Origin of the sequence: Ectothiorhodospira sp. 9100 (genome assembly GCF_022227565.1) — a bacterium.
In the GTDB taxonomy this organism is placed as follows: Bacteria; Pseudomonadota; Gammaproteobacteria; order Ectothiorhodospirales; family Ectothiorhodospiraceae; genus Ectothiorhodospira; species Ectothiorhodospira marina.
Map to the genome: position 1 here is coordinate 1 of NZ_JAJNAN010000033.1, position 21484 is coordinate 21484.

General features: G+C 62.7%; 15 protein-coding genes. 4 read left to right on the top strand and 11 right to left on the bottom strand.

Annotated features, from left to right (window positions below):
• The 4 genes from LPW29_RS10640 to LPW29_RS10655 all read right to left on the bottom strand — a co-directional run.
• Positions 1-189: hypothetical protein (locus LPW29_RS10640; RefSeq protein ID WP_238627992.1), on the bottom strand; the 189-nt coding region annotated here is incomplete at its 3' end.
• A gap of 186 nt (positions 190-375) precedes the next feature.
• Positions 376-513, bottom strand: a complete 138-nt coding sequence (locus LPW29_RS10645) for a DUF3096 domain-containing protein (protein ID WP_090249632.1) — start codon at positions 511-513, stop codon at positions 376-378.
• Positions 514-600: 87 nt separating this feature from the next.
• Positions 601-2472 (bottom strand): diguanylate cyclase, encoded by a 1872-nt coding sequence (locus LPW29_RS10650; protein WP_238627993.1) that lies wholly within the window; start codon positions 2470-2472, stop codon positions 601-603.
• A 99-nt stretch (positions 2473-2571) separates the two neighbouring features.
• On the bottom strand, positions 2572-3720 hold the full coding sequence (locus LPW29_RS10655) for a cation diffusion facilitator family transporter (protein WP_238627994.1): 1149 nt from the start codon (positions 3718-3720) through the stop codon (positions 2572-2574).
• A 153-nt stretch (positions 3721-3873) separates the two neighbouring features.
• On the opposite strand from LPW29_RS10655, the gene LPW29_RS10660 reads away from it, so the two are divergent.
• Complete coding sequence (locus tag LPW29_RS10660; protein WP_238627995.1) at positions 3874-6162, top strand: putative bifunctional diguanylate cyclase/phosphodiesterase; 2289 nt, start codon at positions 3874-3876, stop codon at positions 6160-6162.
• A gap of 98 nt (positions 6163-6260) precedes the next feature.
• On the top strand, positions 6261-9275 hold the full coding sequence (locus LPW29_RS10665; RefSeq protein WP_238627996.1) for a chemotaxis protein CheB: 3015 nt from the start codon (positions 6261-6263) through the stop codon (positions 9273-9275).
• On the opposite strand, the gene LPW29_RS10670 is transcribed toward LPW29_RS10665, so the two are convergent.
• Complete coding sequence (locus tag LPW29_RS10670) at positions 9247-12810, bottom strand: EAL domain-containing protein (RefSeq protein ID WP_238627997.1); 3564 nt, start codon at positions 12808-12810, stop codon at positions 9247-9249. The two genes, LPW29_RS10665 and LPW29_RS10670, sit on opposite strands and share 29 nt — an antisense overlap.
• A gap of 187 nt (positions 12811-12997) precedes the next feature.
• Here LPW29_RS10670 and LPW29_RS10675 point away from each other — a divergent pair, with 187 nt between their 5' ends.
• A complete protein-coding gene (locus LPW29_RS10675) occupies positions 12998-13498 on the top strand; it encodes a flavin reductase family protein (RefSeq protein WP_238627998.1) in 501 nt (166 codons plus the stop codon).
• On the opposite strand, the gene LPW29_RS10680 is transcribed toward LPW29_RS10675, so the two are convergent.
• Positions 13495-14916 (bottom strand): putative bifunctional diguanylate cyclase/phosphodiesterase, encoded by a 1422-nt coding sequence (locus tag LPW29_RS10680; RefSeq protein ID WP_338018691.1) that lies wholly within the window; start codon positions 14914-14916, stop codon positions 13495-13497. The genes LPW29_RS10675 and LPW29_RS10680 overlap by 4 nt on opposite strands.
• A complete protein-coding gene (locus tag LPW29_RS15650) occupies positions 14811-16307 on the bottom strand; it encodes a PAS domain-containing protein (protein WP_238627999.1) in 1497 nt (498 codons plus the stop codon). Before LPW29_RS15650 ends, LPW29_RS10680 begins: the two co-directional genes overlap by 106 nt.
• 151 nt (positions 16308-16458) lie before the next feature.
• Between LPW29_RS15650 and LPW29_RS10690 the strand changes: the two genes are divergently transcribed.
• Complete coding sequence (locus LPW29_RS10690) at positions 16459-16890, top strand: DUF3617 domain-containing protein (protein ID WP_238628000.1); 432 nt, start codon at positions 16459-16461, stop codon at positions 16888-16890.
• A 108-nt stretch (positions 16891-16998) separates the two neighbouring features.
• Here the strand turns inward: LPW29_RS10690 and LPW29_RS10695 are convergent, their stop codons facing one another.
• The 4 genes from LPW29_RS10695 to LPW29_RS10710 form a co-directional block, all read right to left on the bottom strand.
• Complete coding sequence (locus LPW29_RS10695; RefSeq protein ID WP_238628012.1) at positions 16999-18207, bottom strand: pyridoxal-phosphate-dependent aminotransferase family protein; 1209 nt, start codon at positions 18205-18207, stop codon at positions 16999-17001.
• An 82-nt stretch (positions 18208-18289) separates the two neighbouring features.
• Complete coding sequence (gene glcF, locus LPW29_RS10700; protein WP_238628001.1) at positions 18290-19555, bottom strand: glycolate oxidase subunit GlcF; 1266 nt, start codon at positions 19553-19555, stop codon at positions 18290-18292.
• A gap of 1 nt (position 19556) precedes the next feature.
• Positions 19557-20624 carry a glycolate oxidase subunit GlcE gene (gene glcE, locus LPW29_RS10705; protein ID WP_090249683.1) on the bottom strand — a complete coding sequence of 356 codons (1068 nt, stop codon included), beginning with the start codon at positions 20622-20624 and terminating at the stop codon, positions 19557-19559.
• Positions 20621-21370 carry a metallophosphoesterase gene (locus LPW29_RS10710; protein ID WP_238628002.1) on the bottom strand — a complete coding sequence of 250 codons (750 nt, stop codon included), beginning with the start codon at positions 21368-21370 and terminating at the stop codon, positions 20621-20623. The genes glcE and LPW29_RS10710 overlap by 4 nt, the downstream gene beginning before the upstream one ends.
• Positions 21371-21484 lie beyond the last annotated feature (114 nt).

Genomic DNA, 21484 nt, shown 5'->3' on the forward strand with positions numbered 1-21484 from the left:
AGCCCCGACAATGGCCTTGGCGTCTTGACGGGCCTTTTGAAATTCCTTGGTTTTGCGAACTTCATTAGGGTCGATCTTTATCGTGCCACGTCCCACAACCCGGACAGAGTTGTACGAGTTTTCAACAAGCTCCTTTAGCTTCTTGTCATCTTCGCTAGGGCTCAACCCCAGTGTGGTCAGTATGCCCATACGCACCTCCCGGTGATGGCTAACCGTACTTGGTACAGATCATAGCCCAACCATAGGGCCAGATAAAGCTGTTGCCCGTCTGAAAAGAGGCTCCCCAAGCCAGCCTCCCTTACGGCAGGTGGTCTTGGGGTAGTGCTGAAGTGATGGCTTCGGGCGAGTCCGTGAGGCGATGAGTGGCGAGGTGAACTACAGGTTGAAGAGACCCGTCACGCCAACCACGATCAGGTAGATGGCCACGATGTAGCTGAGCAATCTGGGTACGATCAGGATGGCAATGCCGGCAATCAGTGACAGGATGGGAACGATTTCAAGATGTATGGTCATCGGTTTTGCCCTTGTTGTGTGGAAGACAAGGCTATCAGAGTCACCCCCTTGCCATGATGAAGCAAGGGACCTTGCAAGGGGCCCGCTTCAATACTCCCCACCCGAGGGCCACATCTCCGCCGTGAAGCGGACCACCTGGTTGCGGCCGTTCTCTTTGGCCGCGTATAGCGCCACGTCGGCATATTTGAGCACTTGCCAAAAGGCCTGAGCATCGTCCGGATAGGCGGCCAGGCCGATGGAGAGGGTTTTGTGCAGGTCGCTGCCGGCCACCTTGAAGGGGTGCGCCTCCACGGCCAGGCGGATCTTGTTGGCCACTGCTATCGCCGCCTCGGCGCCGGTATCCAGGAGGATGATGATGAACTCTTCCCCGCCGTAGCGAATGACCAGGTCTGATTCGCGCAAGTGGGCCTGGAAGATGCTGGCCAACTCCCGAAGGATCTCATCGCCCACATCGTGCCCGTGGGTGTCATTCACCGTCTTGAAATAATCCAGGTCCAGCATCATCAGTGTCATGGGCGTTTGACGGCGCTTGCACTGGGCGACCAGACTTTCGGAATACTCCTCCAGAAAACGGCGATTGTGCAGGCCGGTCATGGCGTCCTTGAGGGTGGATTCGCGCAGGCTGGCCATCAGGCCCTTGGCCTGAAGCACCGGTGCCGCCTCCCGCAGATAGGCGCTGATCAAGGGGCGGGCGCGGATGAGTGCGGGGATGTTCTGGGGCGCAACCACCAGTTGCACCACACTGCCCACGCCACCGGACTGGATGATGGGCAGGCACAGATAGCTGCGGCCATCGGCCAGGGCCTCCTCATCGAAGGCGCGGCACAGGTTGCGGTTCTCCAGGCCATCGATGGCATGGCCGGTGCGCACGGCCCGGCAGGTGGTACAGTGTTCCAGGATGTCGGGATGGCACCAGCGGATTGCATCGTGCAGCACCCCATCCACGATCACCGTCTCTATCAGACGCTTGTCCCGGTCCACCTGGTAGATGGTGAAATATTCCAGGCCGAATTCGGCGCGCAGGACCTCGCTCAGGCGGAAGAAGACCTCCTCGGTGGTTTGGTCTTCCTCGATGGCCTGCTTGAACTGGGCCACCTTCACCAGCCCCGAGACGGTACTGGCGGTTTCCTCCAGCAGATTGGCTCGGGGGTCTGGTGCCGTGTTGACCAGTTGAGCCACATGGTCACGGATCTCGGTCAGCTTGTGCGTGATGGCGTCGGCCATCTGGTTGAAATGGACAGCAATCTGCCCGATCTCGTCACGGCTGCGACTGCGCACCCGTTGGCTGAAATCACCACCGCTGGCCAGGCTGGCGGCCTTGCGAATTTCCTGGGTGGTCTTGACCAGGGGGCGCAGCAGGCGACTCATAAAGAACATGGACAGCACGGCGAACAGACCCATGATGACCACCAGGAACAGGGCCGTGGCGATGCCTGCGTGCTTCATGTGATCCACGGAGGCGGTCAGGGTCACGGCGCCCAGGGCCGCACCCTCGGGGGCCTGGTGGCAAGCCAGGCAGTTGATGTCTTCGTTGGATGAGGCGATATAGGGAATGGTGGCGCGGAACTCTGTGCCGAACAGCCCGCCAATCAACCCGAAATAGGGCTCTCCGCTTTCCAGTACCTGGCGGTCGATGTCGTCACTCGGGGATTCCATTGGCAATCCCTCGCCGTGCTGCGCGATCACCTGTTCTCCACGGATGATCCGCACCTCATTGAGGCTGTTCACCTGCGCCAGTCGCCGCAGCATGGAGGCCCGGCGGTCAATGGTGTCATTGAGCATGGCCTCGGTGAGGGAGACACGGATCATCTCCGCCGCCGTGCGGGTATGCTCGGTGGCCGAGCGCACGGAAAAGTCCCGGATCAGCGCCATGCTGGATAGGCCAATGACCAGCATCATGGCAAGCATGACCACGAGCAGGGCACCCATGGTCTTGGTTTGCAGGCGACTGATGATCACAGGAAACCTCGCGGCCCCGCGAACGGGGTAAATCCTCGATTGTACGCCATCACTCCTGGGCGAGGTTGATCCGTTTTCGCCATTGGCGCTAAAGGCTGATCACCTGAAGTACACCATGACGTCCCCCACCCCCTTGACCTCCTGGGTGACGCGGGTGAGTTGTCGTGCCAGCGCCCGTGCTCCTTCCAGGGTTTCGAAGCTTCCGGGTGAGAGGTGCAGGTCCAGGTGAATGTGGCCATCCAGGTAATGGAGCACCACGTTTTCCATCGGCAAGGCACCCGGGACAGACTGCCATTGCAGGTTCAGTTGCCGCATCAATTCGGATCGGCAGGGCAGGTGGCTGCTGGGGGCGTGTGTCCGGTCATCTTCCGGGTCCACATGCACCAGCACCTCGCGCAACTCAGGGCGTGACTGCCGTAGCGTCTTGGCCACGAATTCGCTGATGCGATGGCCTTCCGAGACGCTGATCCGTGGGCCTACGAGAATGTGCACATCGGCCAGCAACGTGCTGCCCATGCGTCGGGTACGCAGTTCGTGAACACCACGAATGCCGTCCAGATGCCTGACTGAATCCAGCATCTCCCGCTGCCCTTCCGGGCCCACGCCAGTGTCGATCAGCTCACTGACACTGTTCCAGATCAGCTTGGCGCCCATGAGACTGATCAGTAGCGCCACCAGTACGGCAGCCACGGCATCCATGAAGGTGAAGCCCGCCAGAGTGGCCCCAATGCCCACCAGCACCACCAGCGATGAAACCACGTCGGAACGATGGTGCCAGGCGTTGGCGTGGAGCAGGCTGGAGTCGATGCGTCGGGCTGCCCGCACGGTGTAGTGGTAAAGCCCCTCCTTGGAGACAATGGCCAGGGCTGCCAGAACCAGGGCCGCGGGGGCCGGGCTGAGCAGTTCTTCCGGTGACTGCAGGCGCCGGAAGGCATCCAGGGCAATGCCCAGGGCCACGCCGATCAGGGCGAGTCCGACGATCACGGTGGCCAGGGTCTCGATACGGGCATGGCCGTAGGGGTGGTTGTCATCCGCCGGGGCATTCGCCTTGCCCGCAGCGAACAGCACCATGAAGTCACTGAGCAGGTCTGACAGGGTGTGTACCCCGTCGGCGATGAGCGCTTGGGACTGAGCAAGAAAACCACCCACCAATTGCGCCATGGCCAGGCTGGCATTGGTGGCGGCACCCACCAGCGTGACCCGGCGCGTGATCTGGTACCTTTGCTCGCTGGGTTGGGTGTCTGACATGGGGGCTCCGTGGGACATCATCGGCCGCGATTGGCAGGCTCCGCCAACCCGCACGGCCCCGGTGGATATCCCGGGTGACAGGTGCGATCATGATAACCCGAATACGCCAAGCGACGATATTTCCCGATTCTGGAGACATTGGAGGTTCACATCATGCGAAAACGCCTCCATCCAAGCGCCGGCCACGTGGTGTTGATCTACGCACTGATCGCCGGCGTGTGGATCATCGCGTCGGGCTGGCTACTGGAATGGGCCTTGGAGAATGGTACGGCCCAGGTGCGTCTGGAGATCGTCAAGGGCCTGTTGTTCGTGCTGGTTACCTCCACGCTGCTCTATGGGTTGCTGCGATCCTGGGCCCATCGCCTTGAGGACAGTGAGCGTCTCATGAACATGGCCACCAGTCTGGCCCATGTGGGCGGCTGGCAGGTGGATCTGCACAAGGGGGTGGTGCACTGGTCCCAGGAGGTCTGCCGCATCCATGACATGCCCGCCGGTACCACCGTCAAGCTGGAAGAGGGCATCAAGTTCTATGCACCCGGCCACCGGGACAGGATGCGCGAGGTGTTCCGGGCATGCGCCGAGGACGGAATGCCCTTCGACGAGGAGATGCAGATCCTCACGCGCCAGGGTACCTCCGTGTGGGTACGCACCATCGGCCGGGCCGTGCGCGATGAGCATGGGCGCATCACTCAGGTCCAGGGGGCCCTTCAGGATATCAGCTCGCGCAAGCGCGATGAGGCAAAATTGCGCCAATGGGCCACGGTGTTCGAATCCAGCGGCGAGGGCATGATCATCACCGATCAACGGGCCCGCATCCTGACGGTGAACGCGGCCTTTACCCGAATCACCGGTTATGGTCGGGAGGAGGTCGTGAGGCATAATCCTCGCCTGCTCGCTTCCGGACGCCACACTCGGCTATTTTATCGTCGCCTGTGGGATATGATCAGCCTCACGGGCGGCTGGCGTGGCGAGTTGTGGAATCGTCGCAAGAACGGCGAACTCTACCCACAATGGACCACCATCAATGCCGTGCGCGACGCCGAGGGCCGGCTGACCCACTTCGTCAGCGTCTTCTCCGATATCTCCGACCTCAAGAGTTCTCAGGAACAGATCGAACGCCTGGCCCACCGGGATCCCCTGACCAATCTGCCCAATCGCCTGTTGTTCCGTACCCGCCTGGAACAGGCTCTGTTGAGGGCCCGATCCCATGCGGCACAGGTATCGGTGCTGCTGCTGGACCTGGATGGCTTCAAGCATATCAACGACAGCCTGGGCATCCGCATGGGGGATCAACTGCTCTCCAGCCTGGCCGAGCGGTTGACCACGATCCTGCAGCGGGGTGAGACCCTGGCGCGGATGGGCGGGGACGAATTCGCCATCCTGGTGGAGCAGGGCGCCGATGAGGAAACCCGGGTGGAACAATTGGCCGAGGCCATCATTCAGGCGGTGCAGACCCCCATCAAGATACGCAATAACGACGTCTTCATCACCGTTAGCATCGGCATTGCCCGCTTTCCCCAGGACGGGCGCGAGCAGGATCAACTGCTGCAGCATAGCGATGCGGCCATGCATCATGCCAAGCAGGCGGGTGGCAACACCTACGCCCACTACACTCAGGATCTCACCGATTATGCCCGGGACCGCGTGCTCCTGGCGGCGGACCTGCGTCAGGCCCTGGAACGCAACGAACTGGTGCTGCATTACCAGCCCCAGGTGGATCTGATCAGCGGTGTGGTGGTGGGTCTGGAGGCCCTGGTTCGTTGGGAGCATCCCACCCGGGGCATGATCTCGCCGGGACGGTTCATCCCGATGGCGGAGGACACCGGCCTGATCCTTCCCCTGGGGCGCTGGGTATTGCGCCAGGCCTGTGTACAGGCGAGGGCCTGGCAAGAGGCCGGGCTTCATTTTGGCACGGTGGCGGTGAATGTCTCGGGCGTGCAGGTGCAGCGCAGCGATCTGGTGGAGACCGTGGCCGCCGTGTTGCGGGAGACGGGGTTGAATCCGGCCCTGCTGGAACTGGAGATCACCGAGAGCTTCGTCATGGACCGCCGCCAGGGCTCGGAGGCGCTCTTGCGTCAGCTCAAGTCCCTGGGTGTCATCCTGGCGGTGGACGATTTCGGCACCGGGTATTCCTCCCTGTCTTATCTCAAGTCCCTGCCCTTTGATGCCCTGAAGATCGATCAGAGCTTTATCCGCGGCATCTCCCTGGATCCCCACGATGCGGCCATTGCCAGCGCCATCACCACCCTGGGGGGGCATCTGAACATGGAAGTGCTGGCCGAAGGGGTGGAAACCCCTGAGCAGCAGGAGGCACTTCTGGCGCTGGGCTGCCACCGGGCTCAGGGTTATCGCTTCAGCCATCCGGTGGCCGCCAAGGCGATCCCCGGCGTCCTGCGCCGTCCGAGCCTGATCCCGGAAGAGTCGGAGCGCAACGGGGAATAACCAAGGCAAACGATCAAGGGACCGGCTTCTGGTAGTGAGTCGGTCATGGCCTTATAGTGAGGCCGAACATTCATCCCGGCCCATACGGTAAGCCCACCATGTCATCCGATCAGACACCACAAGACGGCAGCGAACTCCAGGACGCCTCTCAAGATGCACCACAGGATGCCTCCGAGGAAGCGACCGACCATGGGGCTGAGGTTGACGGGCTCCACGAATTTGCAGGTCACGTGGTGGGTGTTGGCGCTTCGGCGGGTGGTCTGGAGGCCCTGGAAAGGTTGTTCGAGTCCATGCCAGAAGGCACAGGTGCGGCCTTTGTGGTGGTCCAGCACCTTTCCCCGGACCATAAGAGTCTGATGGCCAACCTGTTGGCCCGCCACACCCGCATGCCGGTGATCACGGTGCGTGATGCCATGGAACTGGAGGCGGAGAGCATCTACCTGATACCGCCCGGTAACCTGATGACCATCTCCGACGGACAATTGCGCCTCAGCCCCAAAAACCCGCGTGCCCTCTCCCTGCCCATTGATCTGTTCTTCTCTTCCCTGGCCAAGGAATTTGGTCACCGCGCCATTGGTGTGATCCTCTCGGGGACCGGATCCGACGGTACCCGGGGTTCGGTGGCCATCAATGATGCCGGCGGTCTACTGCTGGCTCAGGATCCGGAGAGTGCCAAGTTCGATGGCATGCCGCGCAGCATCATCGCTACCGGTCTGGTGGACGAGGTGCTACCCCCGGATACACTGGGCGAGCGGATTCGTGATCACATTCTGCAAAAGCCCGATACCCAGGTCACACCGCCCCCCAAGACTACCTCAGATCTGGATACCGGCTCGGCCCTGGAAGGCATCTTCCACCTGCTGCACAACCATGGCGGCGTGAATTTCCGGGATTACAAACCGGCGACGGTGCTCCGCCGGATCGAGCGGCGCATGCAGGTGCGGCATGTGCCGGATTTCGAGCATTATCTGGAATTGCTCGAGGGGGACTCCGGCGAGGTGTCGGTGCTGCGCCGGGAGATCCTCATCCCGGTGACCAATTTCTTCCGCGACCTGGAGGCCTTCGATACCCTGGCCAGCAAAGCGGTGGAGAATATCGTGCGCCAGTCTTCCAACAACCACGCCATCCGGGTGTGGGTGGCGGGCATGTCCACCGGGGAGGAGGCCTACTCCATCGCCATCCTGTTTGCCGAGGCCTTCGAGCGCGCCCACCGCTGGCCTGACCTGAAGATCTTTGCCACCGATGTGGAACAGAAGAATGTGGATGCCGCCAGTGCAGGCACGTTCTCCGAGGCCATCATGGCGGAGGTCTCCCCGGAACGGCTGGAGCGTTTCTTCATCAAGCGGGGCAGTCATTTCGTGGTCAAGCCGGAACTGCGTCAGACCCTGGTCTTTGCCCGCCACAATCTGGTGGAGGATCCCCCCTTCACCCGCATGGACATGGTGTCCTGCCGCAACGTGCTGATCTATTTCCTGCCCGCCACCCAGGAGCGAGCCCTGAGACGGCTGCAATATGCCCTGGCCCCGGGCGGCTACATGTTCCTGGGCAGCAGTGAATCCCTGGGCGAACTCAGTCCCGATTTCACGCCAGTGAGCAGCAAGTACAAGCTGTTTCAGATGCTGCGCAGCGCCCCGTTGCCCATGGAATCCCACAACGCCAGCGTTCCGCCGGTGAAAAAACGCCTGCATACCCCGTCGGGGCGCACTGGCAAGGCATTCCGATCCCGGGATGCCTCGGCCATTGAGTCCGCCCAGCAGGTGTTGTTGCAGGAGCACGCGCCGCCCAGCATCCTGCTGTCGGAGTCACTGGAACTCATTCATGTCTTTGGAGAGGCACAGCGGTTTCTTCACTTTCCCTCCGGCAGCATCACGCTGGAGATCTCCAAGCTGTTGCCTTCGGGTATTGTGCCCGTGGCGCAGGCCCTGTTGCGTCGCGCCTCCAAGAGCGGCGAGGTGCTCCGTTCCGAGACCAGCACTTTCAAGATGCCTGATGGCAGCAGCGAGCGGCTGCGACTGAATGTACGTCGCCTGGATGGCGATGAGCGCAACAGTACCTTCCTGCTGCTGTCCTTCGAGTCCCAGGAGGCCGTGGTTCGCGAGGGTGGCGACAACGAAACCCAGTCCCTGGACATGAACGTGGAGGCCATGGATCGCATCAACTCCCTGGAGCAGGAGCTGGGCGCCACACGGGAGAGTCTGCAGGCCACCATTGAGGAACTGGAGGCCTCTAACGAGGAATTGCAAGCCACCAACGAGGAGATGATGGCAGCCAACGAGGAGTTGCAAAGCTCCAATGAGGAGTTGCAATCGGTGAACGAGGAGCTGTACACCGTCAATGCGGAGAACCAGGAGAAGATACAGATCCTCAATCGTCTCAATGCGGATCTGGACAGCATGGCCATGGCGGCGTCCATTGCCACCCTGTTCCTGGATGAATCCATGCACATCACCCGCTTCACCCCCGAGGCGCAGCAGATCTTCAAGATTCGTGATGGCGACGTGGGCCGGCGCATCGATGACTTCACCCACAACCTGATGTATCCCGGCCTCATGGATGATCTGCGCGAGAGTCTCCGTGAAGGACGCATGAACGAGCATGAGGTGTGTTCGGAATCCGGTAATTACTACCTGGTGCGCATCCTGCCCTACACCCTGCAGGGGGCGGCCTCGCGGGGGGCGGTGATCACGCTGGTGGACATCACCTCGGTGCGCGATGTGGTGCGTCTGCAGGCGGTGCTGGATTCCCAGACCCATCAGGTGGCTGTCCTGGACAGCAGCGGACTGATCCAGCTCGTCAACAAGGCCTGGCGGGAGGCCGCCAAGGTGCAGGCAAAGGATCCGATGGTGGCGGCGGGCCCCGGGGACAATTTCCTCGAATCCTGCTATGCCCGCAGCACCCAGTCGGATGGGCAGGAGGAATATGCCGCCCAGGCGGAACGGGGGCTGCGCCGGGTACTCAAGGGGGACAGTGAGGGATTTGGCTTCGAGTACCGTTATCCGGAATCAGATCCGGCCTGCTGGTTCCTGATGCAGGTGGGCAAGGTACACCACCCGGAGGGTGGGGCCATCGTCAGCCGCCTGGAAATCACCGACTGGATGGAGCGTCCGAAGTGATCGGCGGGCAGTCCCAGTGGAAGACGAGCTGATCGGGAGGGACCGGTCGGCTGAAGAGAAAACCCTGGGCCAGGTCGCATCCTTCCTTGAGCAGGAATCGCACCTGATCCTGCTGTTCCACCCCCTCGGCCAGGGTCTCCAGGCCCAGGCTGCGCCCCAGGCCGATAATGGCGCGGATGATGGCCTCGCCATTGGCGTCCAGGCCGATATCCTGGATGAAGGAGCGATCGATCTTGAGACGGTCCAAGGGCAGACGTTTAAGATAGGACAGCGACGAATAACCGGTGCCGAAATCATCCACTGAGATCTTCACCCCCATCACCTTGAGTTTCTGCAACACCAGCTGGGCCTTTTCTGGGGCCCGCATGATCAGCGATTCAGTGACCTCCAGTTCCAGGCGCCCCGCCGGCAGGTCAAATTCCTCCAGGCAGTCGCGGACCATGCCCACCAGCATGTCCCGCTCCAGTTGTTGCACGGAGAGGTTCACCGCCATGCAACCGACTTCCCGACCTTCGTCCTGCCAGGCTCGCATCTGCCGGCAGGCTTCACGTAGCACCCAGGCGCTGATTTCACCAATGACGCCCATCTCCTCGGCCAGGGGGATGAAATGTCCGGGAGACACCAGCCCCAGGGTGGGATGCTCCCAGCGGACCAGGGCTTCCACGCCCAGCAGGGAACCGTCCCGCAGACGCACCTGGGGCTGATAGTGCACCCGCAGTTCATTGCGGGCGGCGGCCCCGCGCAGGGCGGATTCCATCTTCAGTCGATCCATGACCCCTTCGGAGAGGCTGGGTGCAAAAAATTCGTAGGCATTGCGGCCCTGGGTCTTGGCCTCATACATGGCCAGGTCGGCATTCTTGAGCAGTGAGTCGGCGTCCAACCCATCGTCGGGGTAGGTGGCCACGCCGATACTGGCGGTGACCACCAGTTCGTGCCCTTCCAGCAGCATCGGGGTTTCCAGCACACTCAGCAGCTTCCGGCACAGGCTGGAGATTTCCCGGGCGTTGGCCTCTTCCTCCAGGAGCAGTACGAACTCGTCCCCCCCCAGACGGCTCAGGGTGTCCGAGGCACGCACGTTGTCCTTCATGCGCTGGGCCACGGTCTGCAGGAGCAAGTCGCCCAGGTTGTGGCCCAGGGTGTCGTTGATGGTCTTGAAGCGGTCCAGGTCCACGAACAACAGCGTCAGGGTGACGTTGTTGCGCTGGGCACGGCGCAGGGCATGCTTGAGACGGTCCCGCAGCAGGGCGCGGTTGGCAAGGCCGGTGAGGGGGTCATAATGGGCCATGAACTCCAGTTGCTGCTGAGCTTCCTTGATCTGGCCGATGTCGCTGAACACCCCCACGTAATGGATCACCTCACCGTCGTCGTTGCGCACGGCGCTGATGGTGAGCCATTCCGGGTAGATCTCGCCGTTCTTGCGCCGATTCCAGATCTCTCCACGCCAATGACCCAGTTCCAGCAGGTTGTGCCACAAACGCTGGTAGAAGCCGATATCCTGGCGCCCCGAATGCAGCAGGGCGGGTGTCTGTCCCAGGGCCTCCTTTTCCGTATAGCCAGAAATGCGGGTAAAGGCCGGGTTGACGGCGACGATACGACCGTCCATGTCGGTTACCATGATGCCTTCGTCGGCCGCCTGGAAGACCCGGTCAGCCAAACGCAGACGCTCCTCGGCCCGGTTGCGCTCGGTGATGTCATGGACCACTGAATGCACCAGTTCCCGTCCTTCCACCTGGATCCTGCCGCTGTACACCTCCACCTGACGCAGTTCGCCATGGGCCAGGCGATGCACGAAGCGGAAGTGCTTATGTCCACCGCGCCGGACCCGGGCGATTTCCGCGTGGGTTTCTTCATTGGACAGGATATTGATGTCGCCGATGCGGCGAGCGCGCATCTGCTCGCGGGTCCAGCCATAGAACTGGCAGGCCCCGGGATTGGCATCCACGATGCACCCATCCTCCGGATCCACCAATAGCATGATGGAATGCGTGTTCTCGAACAGGCTGCGGTAGCGGGCCTCGCTTTCGCTCAGTGCCGCCTCGGTGGCGCGACGTTTCTTTTCCAGTTCCAGATGTTGCAGGGCGTAGGAAAAGTCTTCGGTGATGTCCTGCACCAGCCGGTCAATCTGTGGGGTGAAGCCTGACTGGGTATCGGAAAAAAAGCTGGCCACGCCCACCAGGCGATGGTTACGAATCAGCGGGTAATGGCCGAACGTCTGGATCCAGTTGGCCCGGGCCCACTGCTGCCAGTGGGGCGGTGCCTCCGGATCTTCCCGGTTGGCATAGACATAAGGCTGCTGGTTGACCAGTTCCCAGGCCTCGTGGAGGGGCATGGTGCGTATCTGCTCGGGTGTGAGGCCCTTGCAGGCCCGGGTCTTGGGCTGTGTCTCACCCTGGCGCAGGCTGATGGCACAGGCAGTGAAGCCGCCATATTCCACGGCGATGCGCGCCAGGTTGTCCAACAGCAATTGTTCGTCCTCGATGCGGACGATGGCCTGGTTGACCGCGCTCAGGGTGGCATACAGGAGGCTGACCTGGGCCACCTCCAGTTCCGCCCGCTTGCGGTCGGTGATGTCTCGATTGACGCCCCGGCGCCCCTGGTAGCTGCCGTCCTTGGCAATGACGGGCTGGCATTCGTGCTCGATCCAGCGGATTTCGCCGTCCGCGTGGCGCAGGCAAAACTCCATGCTGTGATGGGGCATCGGGTCATCCTGTTCCCGGACGGCTGCTTCATGCTGCTCCCAGCGTGGCCGGTCCTCCGGTTCAATCAGCCGGGCAAACAGGTCCGGATCATCCATGAAGGCCCCGGGCGGATGGCCGCTGATGGTCAGGCAAGCAGGCGAGATGTAGCGATATTGCCCCTCGGGGCCAAACCAGTAATCCCATACCGGAGAGTAATCGGCCAGAATGCGGTAACGGGCCTCGCTGTCGCGCAATTGCTGATGGGTGTGTTGCAGCTCGGCCTCATGGCGCAGCCGCTCGGTGAGATCGACCACGGCGCAGACAAACTCATGTCCCTCCCCCTCGCGACTCGGGAGGCGGGCCACGTGCAATTCCCCGTGAAAGGTATCGCCTTCGGTGCGTACGAAGGTGAGGTTCTCGCAGAATGCCTTGCCCTGTTCCCCGGCCTGGATGAGCGCCTGGTTCAGATCCCTTTCGTTGTCGTGGTGTACCAGACGGCGCAGGAAGTGGTGCCGCAAATGGGTGTGATGCAGCCCGAACAGGTGCGCCGCCTGCTGGTTGGATTCCAGAATCAGCCCGGTTCGGTCCACCACCAGGGCCGACACGGGGATGCCCGAAAAGAAGGCGGAATAGCGCCCCATGGAATGCTCAGCCACCAGTTGCGCCTCGCGCAACTCGGCATTCTGCACCTCCAGCTCGGCCTGGTAGATGCGCAAGTGTTCGGTGACCTCAGCCAGATCGATATGACCCTTGTCAAAAAGATCCTGGGAGAGATCAAAGTCGCCGGCGCGCAGAGCCTCCTCGGCCCGGGCGCGAATTGCCTCGTCAATCTTCTTGGGGGACTCATTGCGTGACATAGGCGCCGGTTACGGGTTCACCGGGGGTGAGTGTGCTACCGTTATGCCCTGCGGAAATGGCGTCAAGGCAGCTGTTGTGTGATCGGGTTCACGTCTTGGCACCCTGCATGATACTTCATATCCGAAATCCTCGCCCACCCCCGGGCAACAGGCCGATGCATTGAGTATGAACAAGACGCAGTCTGATATGACACATTCCTCGCCGGTGATTGATCCACGTCGGTTTCGGGACGCCCTGGGACGTTTTGCCACTGGCATTACGGTGATCACCTGTCAGGATCCGCAGGACGACCTGCCCAATGGCTTTACAGCCAACTCCTTCAGTTCCCTGTCGCTGGATCCACCGCTGGTGTTGTTCAGCCTGCGCCGTGATGCCGGGTGCCTGGGGGCCTTCGAACGGGCCGAGGCCTTTGCCGTGAACGTGCTCGCCGAGGATCACAAGGGGCTCTCCAACCGGTTTGCCGGCAAGGAGGCCGGGCGCTGGGACGGTTTGGACTACGAGGCCGGGCAGACCGGCGCGCCGCTGCTGCCGGGGATGCTGGCGCAGTTTGAATGCCGGACGGAGGCCATCCATGAGGGTGGGGATCATCGTATCTTCGTGGGTCGGGTGTTGCGACTGACCCAGCCTCGCGAGGGCGAGCCCCTCATCTACTTCCAGGGTGATTACCGATATCTGGCCCGTGATTAACGGGCACCGGACGGGCCCGCCCGGTGGGAGGGGAATGTCCAGTTCGCAAGCGCCTCCTGGATTGAAGCCACGGGCCCTGGGCGCCCGAAGTAATAGCCCTGGTGGGTGTGGCAACCGTGCCGGCTCAGCCATTCCCAGTGTTCCCGGGTTTCCACTCCCTCGGCAATCACCCTCAGACCCAGCGTGTCCGCCAGGGCCACAATGGTGCGGGCAATGGCGGCATCGTTGGGGTCAATGAGTACATCGCGGACAAACGACTGGTCGATCTTCACATCGTCCAGGGGCAGACGCTTGAGATAGCTCAGGGAGGAGTATCCCGTGCCAAAGTCATCCAGGGCGAATGAGACACCCCGGGCCCTCAATTGCCGCATCTTCTCGATGACTTCCTCCACGTCTTCCAACAGCAGGCTCTCGGTAATCTCCAGCTTGAGCCGATGAGGATCGGCGCCGCTGCTGGCCAGGGCACTCAGCACGCCAGCAACGAAGTCCGAGTGCCGGAACTGGCGGGCACTCACATTGGCGGCGATCTTCAGGTGCTTCAGGGTGGGGTCCTGGGCCCATCGCGCCAGTTGGCCGCAAGCGGTCTCCATCACCCACTGACCCAGAGGCAGGATCAGGCCCGTGTCCTCGGCCAGGGTGATGAATTCGCCGGGAGGCACCAGCCCCCGCTCCGGGTGCTGCCAGCGCAGCAGGGCCTCGGCCCCCGTTAACTGACCATTGTCGTCTACCAGGGCCTGGTAATGGAGCAGGAACTGATCCTCCGCAAGCGCCCGACGCAGATCATTCTCCAGGGCGGCCCGGGCTGTCACCGAGGCCTGCATCCCCGGATCGAACAGGCGATGTGTGTTGCGGCCTGCCGCCTTGGCCTGATACATGGCCAGATCGGCCCGCTTCATGAGTTCGTCCACACTCACCAGGTCGCGGTGGAACAGGGTGATGCCGACGCTGGCAGTGCTGTGATGCTCCCGACCACCGAGGTAATAGGGGTGGTTCAGGGCGGCCAGGATCTTGTCGGCGACGATCTCTACCTGCTGCGTGGCTTCCTGAACCCCTTGGCTGAGCTTGCGCAGCATGACCACGAATTCGTCGCCGCCCAAACGGGCCACGGTATCCGCCTCGTGCACACAGCCGCTGATGCGCCTGGCCGCCTGCATGAGCAAGCGGTCGCCCTGATCATGGCCCAGGGTGTCGTTGAGGATCTTGAAGTTGTCCAGGTCGATGAACAGCAGGGCCCCATGGTGGTGATCGCGACGGCAGACTTCGACGGTGGCTTCCAGGCGTTCAATGAGCAGGCGCCGGTTGGGCAGTTGAGTCAGCGCGAGTCGTAAAAGGCCAGTGTCTTGATCTCGTCTTCCGCCTGCCTGCGGGCCGTGATGTTGTCGATCACCGCAGCGAAACTGCCCGGGCCAATCTGAAATGCACCGACACTGTAATACTCACCCATGGATTCCAGGTGCTGTTCAAATGCAATGGCCCTTCCCGTGAGCGCCACCTCCCCGAAGCGGCGGATCAGCCCGGGTAATTCCGGTACCGGGTAGATGTCGGTGGCGCGTCGACCCACTACGTCGGCCACCTTCATCCCGGTGTGACTTTCAAAGGCCGGGTTGGCCATGGTGAAGACGTAGTCACAGGGCTCACCCTGATCATTCAGGATGATGTCATGCACGGCCACGCCGCTGAGGGAATTGTCGAACAGGGCGCGGAAGCGTTCCTCGCTGGACTTGATGGCCCGCTCTGCTTCCTGGCGCTCGTGGATCTCCTGGCTCAGCGTCTGGTTGGCTTCTTCCAGGGAGCGATGGCTGCGCAGGAGTTCCCGATCGTAGCGCAGCGTGCGCAGATAGCCCCGCAATACCAGTAACCCCAGGCCGGCGATGACCAGCCAGGTGAGGGTGAGTGTCCACAGTTTCTGCCACCATGCGGCCAGCAGAATCTCGTATGCCTCACCGGACACCACCAGGAAAGGTAGATCGCGCACCCGCTGGGCCGTGAAAATGCGCTGCATCCCGTCCACCGGTGAGACAATGGTGAAATGCAGCGTATCCTCCTCGCCGAGCAGCAGCGGGGCCAGTTGGCTCACCTCCACTGGCTGGCCCAGTCGGGCCTCGAAACCCGGAACGGTGTCCCGGGGACGCCGCGCCAGCAACTGCCCCTCACCATCCAGGATGGTCAGGCTGCTGCCGGGGGTGGGTTCGGTACGTTCCAGCCAGTGGTCGAAGAAGTTCAGATCCAGGCGCACTCCCAGCACCCCGGCAAACCGGCCTTCAGCGTCCCGAAGGGCCTGGGCGTGGGCAACGAGAAACCCGCCGGCCTCGGTTGACCAGAAGGTCCGGGAGACCTGGCGCTCCAGGTCGGGGGTGTCGCGCAGGGCCTGAAAGTGGTCTTGATCGCTGATATCGTACCCCACCTGATGGGGGCTGCCGGAGGTATGGGTCATGCCGCCCTCGCGGTCAAAGAGGGCGATGGCCCGGGCGTGGGGCAGAAGCTGCAGATTCCGGTCAAGCCACTGGTGGATCCGGCCATGGGCGGCCAGATCTTCTTCGGTACGCGGCAGTTCTTCGGGATGGATCTCGCCGGCCATGCTGCTGAGCACGGCCCCGCTGGTCTCGAAGGCGGAATACAGCCATTCGCTCACCAGCACGCTGGTGGCATGCGTGCGTTGTCTGGCGGCCTCCATGTCCTGTTCCCTGGATGTGACCAGTTCCCAGGTGATTGCCAGGGCCAGCGCCAGGCACAACCCCAGGTAAAGCATCCAGGCCTTGAATTCGACGCCCCGATGGGAGGGGGCCCGACGTGGTGGGCCGTGGGTCACCGGCATTCTCCTGACGGAGTCATCACGGATGACTCCCGAAACGTGGGCGGGGCGGATCACCCCTGTATGGACAACGTCGGCCCCGACGGAACGTGTCTTCCACCTTTATATCATTTACCATGCCTGCCGAACTCACGATCAGGATGGGACCATGCAAATCTTCCGACCGATGGTGGTGGCCGCTGTCACCTTGATGATGCCCTTGAGTGCCCTGGGTGACGCGCCCAACCTGCAGCCAGGGGAATGGGAGTTTACCTCCATCAGCAGCACCATGGGGCATGAGGCCCCGGAGGAGGATGCTCACACGGAACAGGGCTGTATAACGGAAAAGGACATTGCCGAGGGTGCCCGCTTCCTGATCGCTGATCAGGGCTGCGAGATCACGGACATGGAATCGACCAACGCCAATCTGGCCTACAGCATGACCTGTGAGGAGGATGGGCAGGTGGTGGAGATGCGGGCCACCTTCGAGTTCATGAGCGATAGGCTCACTGGCCGGATTACCTCGTATCTGGAGACCTCCATGGGGCAGATCCCCATGCACACCAAGGTGAAGGGGCAGCGTCTCGGGGCGTGTGACTGATCGCCAGCGGAAGAGGAACTGCTTGAACCCTTCTCCCCTTTGGGGAGAAGGGCTGGGGATGAGGGGAGCGGCGGGCATGGTGCCATCCGTTCTCATCTTTCATTTCATTTATTGACCTTCAGCCAGGTGACCCGACTCCCCATACACCCGCTGCGCCGCGCGCATGGCATGGCCCCGCTCGATGGGCGCGTTCATCTCCGTGAGTACCGCCTCCAGGGCGTGCAGGCACAGCAGCACGTTCTTCTGGTTGCAACCAAAGCCCATCAGGCCAATGCGCCAGATCTTCCCGGCCAGCGGCCCCAGACCCGCCCCGATCTCCAGGCCATAGCGCTCCAGCAGCTGGGTGCGCACCGCGGCCTCGTCCACGCCGTCGGGCACCCTCACGGCGTTGAGTTGGGGCAGGCGGTGGGGTTCGTCCACCAGCAGGCTCAGGCCCATGGCCTCCAGACCCGCCTTCAGCGCCTCGTGATGATGGCGATGACGCGCCCAAGCCTCCTCCAGGCCTTCCTCGCGTAACAGCACCAGGGACTCATGCAGGGCATACAGGGCGTTGATGGGGGCGGTGTGATGATAGGCCCGCTTGCCGCTACCCGAGCCCCAGTAACCCATGACGAGATTCAGATCCAGGAACCAGCTTTGCACAGGGTGCTTGCGGTTGCGGATGCGTTCCACAGCTCGGGGGCTGAAACTCACGGGCGACAGGCCAGGGGTGCAGGAGAGGCATTTCTGGGTGCCGGAGTAAATGGCGTCCACACCCCAGTCGTCCACCCGCACCTCGCTGCCGCCCAGCCCGGTCACGGTATCCACGATCACCAGGCAGTTGCGGGCGTGGGCCACCTGGGAGAGTGTCTTGACATCGGAGCACACGCCGGTGGAGGTCTCGGCGTGGACAAAGGCCACCAGGCGGGCATCCGGGTGGGAGGCCAGGGTGTTTTCCAGCTTCTGCGGATCCACCGGTTGACCCCATTCCTCTTCCACGACGATGGGGGTGCCGCCGCAGCGGATCACGTTTTCCTTCATGCGCATGCCGAATACGCCATTGATGCACACCACCACCTCATCACCCGGCTCCACCAGGTTGGCAAAGCAGGTTTCCATGCCCGCCGAACCCGGGGCCGAGACGGGCAGGGTGAGTTCGTTTTCCGTCTGGAAGGCGTACTGCAGCAGCACCTTCATCTGATCCATCATGCCCACGAAGGCGGGGTCCAGATGGCCGATGATCGGCCGGCTCATGGCGGCCAGGACCCGGGGGTTGATGTCGGAAGGACCGGGTCCCATCAGGGTGCGGATGGGGGGATGGAAAGAAGGGTAAGTCATCATGGTGAGGGTCTGCCGAATGGGTGAATTACTTTAAGTTAATGAAAAATTTACGGAAGTATAAGGGGGTGAACTGAGAGCTTCAATCTCCCTTCTCCCCTTCGGGGAGAAGGGTCGGGGATGAGGGGGAGGCGGCGGGCACAGCCCCGTCCACCAACTGAATCCAGTGCCGCACCGGCGTGGTCGTCCCCGACTGCAAATGCATGTGACACCCGATATTCGCCGTGGCAATCACCTCTGGCGTCTCACGCTCCAGGTGGGTGAGCTTGCGCTCCCTCAGTTGCTGCGATAAATCCCGCTGAAGAATGGAATAGGTCCCGGCTGACCCGCAGCACAGGTGGGCATCCCGCACCGGCACCAGATCGAACCGGGCAGCCCGCAACAGCGCCTCCACACGCCCCGTCAGCTTCATCCCATGCTGCAAGCTGCAGGGCGGATGAAAGGCCACGCGCTGCCTCCCGGCATCCAGGCCCAGCCGCTGCACATCTTCCGGTGTGATCACCTCACAAGGATCGCGCGCCAGTTCCGCCACCCGCTGTGCCTTATCACGATACGCCGGATCGTCTGCCAGCAGATGACCGTAATCCCTCACCTGCAGGCCACAGCCGCTGGCCGTGATCAGGATGGCCTCCAGGCCGGCTTCGACCTGGGGCCACCAGGCATCGATATTGTGCCGCGCCCGCTCTCGGGCGGCCTGCTCGGCATTCAGGTGCATCTCCACGGCGCCGCAACAACCGCCCCCACCCCGGACAACGCTCACCCCCAGGCGATCCAGCACCCGGGCCAGGGCCGCGTCAATATCCGGCTGCAGGCCGGGCTGCACGCAGCCCTCCAGGGTGATCATGCGTCTGTTGTGCCGAGCCTCGGGCCAGGGGCCCTGAACGGTTCGGGGCGGCACCCAATGACGAAAGGGGGGCGGCAGCATGGGCCTGAGGCCCTGACCGGTGCGCAGTAATCCATTGAACAGGCGACGCCGGGGTAGCACATACCGCAGCGTGGCCCGTTGCAGACGTTCATGCCAGGGTCGATTGACCTGCCGCTCCACCTCGGCACGGCCCACCTCCACCAGATGCCGATAATCCACCCCGGAGGGGCAGGTGGTCATGCAGTTCAGACAGGTCAGACAACGATCCAGATGGGTTTGCGTGCGACGACTGGGTGCCTGTCCTTCCAGCACCTGCTTGACCAGATAGATGCGTCCCCGGGGCCCGTCCCGCTCATCTCCCAGTAACTGGTAGGTGGGACAGGTGGCATTGCAAAAGCCGCAGTGCACGCAGTTGCGCAGGATACCGTCCACTTCCTCGCCGGTTGGCGTTGCCTTGATGAAATCCACCAGTCGAGTCTGCATGTTACACCTCCGGGTACAGGCGGCCGGGGTTGAGGATGCCGCGCGGATCAAAGGCCCCCTTGAGTTGTCGATGTAGCTGCAGCAATGGTGGCGCCAGGGGGTGGAAAGGCTCGACGCCACCGCCATGACCGCGGAATACGGTGGCGTGGCCGCCCTGGCCCTGGGTGGCCTGGCGGATGGCGTCGGCCGGGCCCTCGGAGCGGAACCAGCGCAGGGCGCCGCCCCAGTCCAGCAGACAGTCCTCCGGTACCAGATCTGCCGGCACCCCCGGGGGCAGGCTCAGGCGCCACAGGGGCGCGCCAGAGCCCTGGAAGAACGGGTGGGTGTGCTCGCGGATTCCCTCCCAGAAGGCCTCCGCCCCCTCCATGACGTCACCGCCGATCACGCGTGCGGCCTCTTCCACCCCTTGGCGAGCGCCACAGAGGCGAACATGGAGGGTGTCGTCCACATGGCAGGCGGCGGAGAGGGGCAATGGACGCCCGCCCCAAGTGAGCAGGGAGTCCAGGGCCCGGGCGGCGCTGGCCGGCTGGGTCACGGTGACGCTATGGGCGGGCCGGGGCAGCACCTTGACGGAGATCTCCAGCAGCACGCCCAGGGTGCCCAGGCTACCCGCCATCACCCGGGAGACATCGTAACCGGCCACATTCTTCATCACCTGCCCGCCAAAATGCAGGACCTCGCCCAGGCCGTTGATCATGCGCACGCCCAGCACGGCATCCCGCACAGCCCCGGCATAGGGCCGACGCGGCCCGGACAACCCGCTGGCCACCGTACCCCCCAGGGTGGCCTCCGGGCCGAAGGCGGGTGGTTCGAAGGGCAGCATCTGGCCATTGGCCTGCAGGAGTTGCTGGATCTCGCTCAGGGGCGTGCCGGCACGGGCGGTGATGACCAGTTCGGTGGGCTCGTAATCGATGATGCCACGATGCGGCGTCAGATCCAGAGGATCTCCAGAGGCGGATCGTCCGTAGAAGGATTTGGTCATGCCGCCCTGGATCTCCAGGGGGCGCCCCTGTTGGGCTGCGTCGGCAATGATCTCACTGAGGGTTTGCGTCAGATCCTGATCGGTCATGGGCTCCCCTGGGCGGTGGGCTTGGGTGCGGTGGGAAAACTGTTCAACACCCATTGCGGGTGGATTTGCAGGATGCTGAGCTTGGCGTGGGGCAACTGCTTCCCGTAGGCGGCGCCGGTATCCAGATAATAGATGTTCTCTCGACGCATGGCTTCTTCAATGGGGGTGTGCCCCACCACCAGCAGTGCCAGACCCTCGATGGGGGGGATGGCCTCGTCCTTGAGCACCCGGCCGATGCGTTTGCGGGACCAGGTGGCATATTCACGGACTCGCTGATCTCGTTCCAGTTGCTCCAGAAAGTCCACCCAGCTCAGCTGCAGCGGGATATCGGCGTGAACAACGCCCACCTGGCCGGGTTCCGTGTCTGCCTCCAGGGCGAAGGGGAGGGCGCGTAGCCGTCGACGGAATCGGTCCTGGGTGATGGGGTCCACGTCCATCCACCATTCGCCGCCATTGAGTGTCACCCAGCTGCTGGCCAGGTCCCGGTCGATCTCGGACTCCAGAAGCAGGCGTTCGTGGTTGCCTTGCACGGCGAAGAACCAGGGCTGTTCAAGAAATTCCAGTGTCCGGTGGGATTCGGGGCCTCGGTCGATCAGATCCCCCACCGAGATCATCCGGTCCCGGTCGCGATCGAACCCCAGTTGATCCATCGCCCCTTCCAGGGTAGAGAACATTCCGTGCAGGTCTCCCACCACGAAATCCCGCCCCCCGGTGTTCCTTTCCAGCCGCTTGAACGCACTTCCCATGCCGTCAGGCCCCTGATTCTGTATGGCTTTGCCCCGCTCTGACCAGGGGTGGCCGTGAACGGGGGTGCGGGGTATGATCATCGACCGAGCCGGGGGGCTTTGCCAAGCATTTTC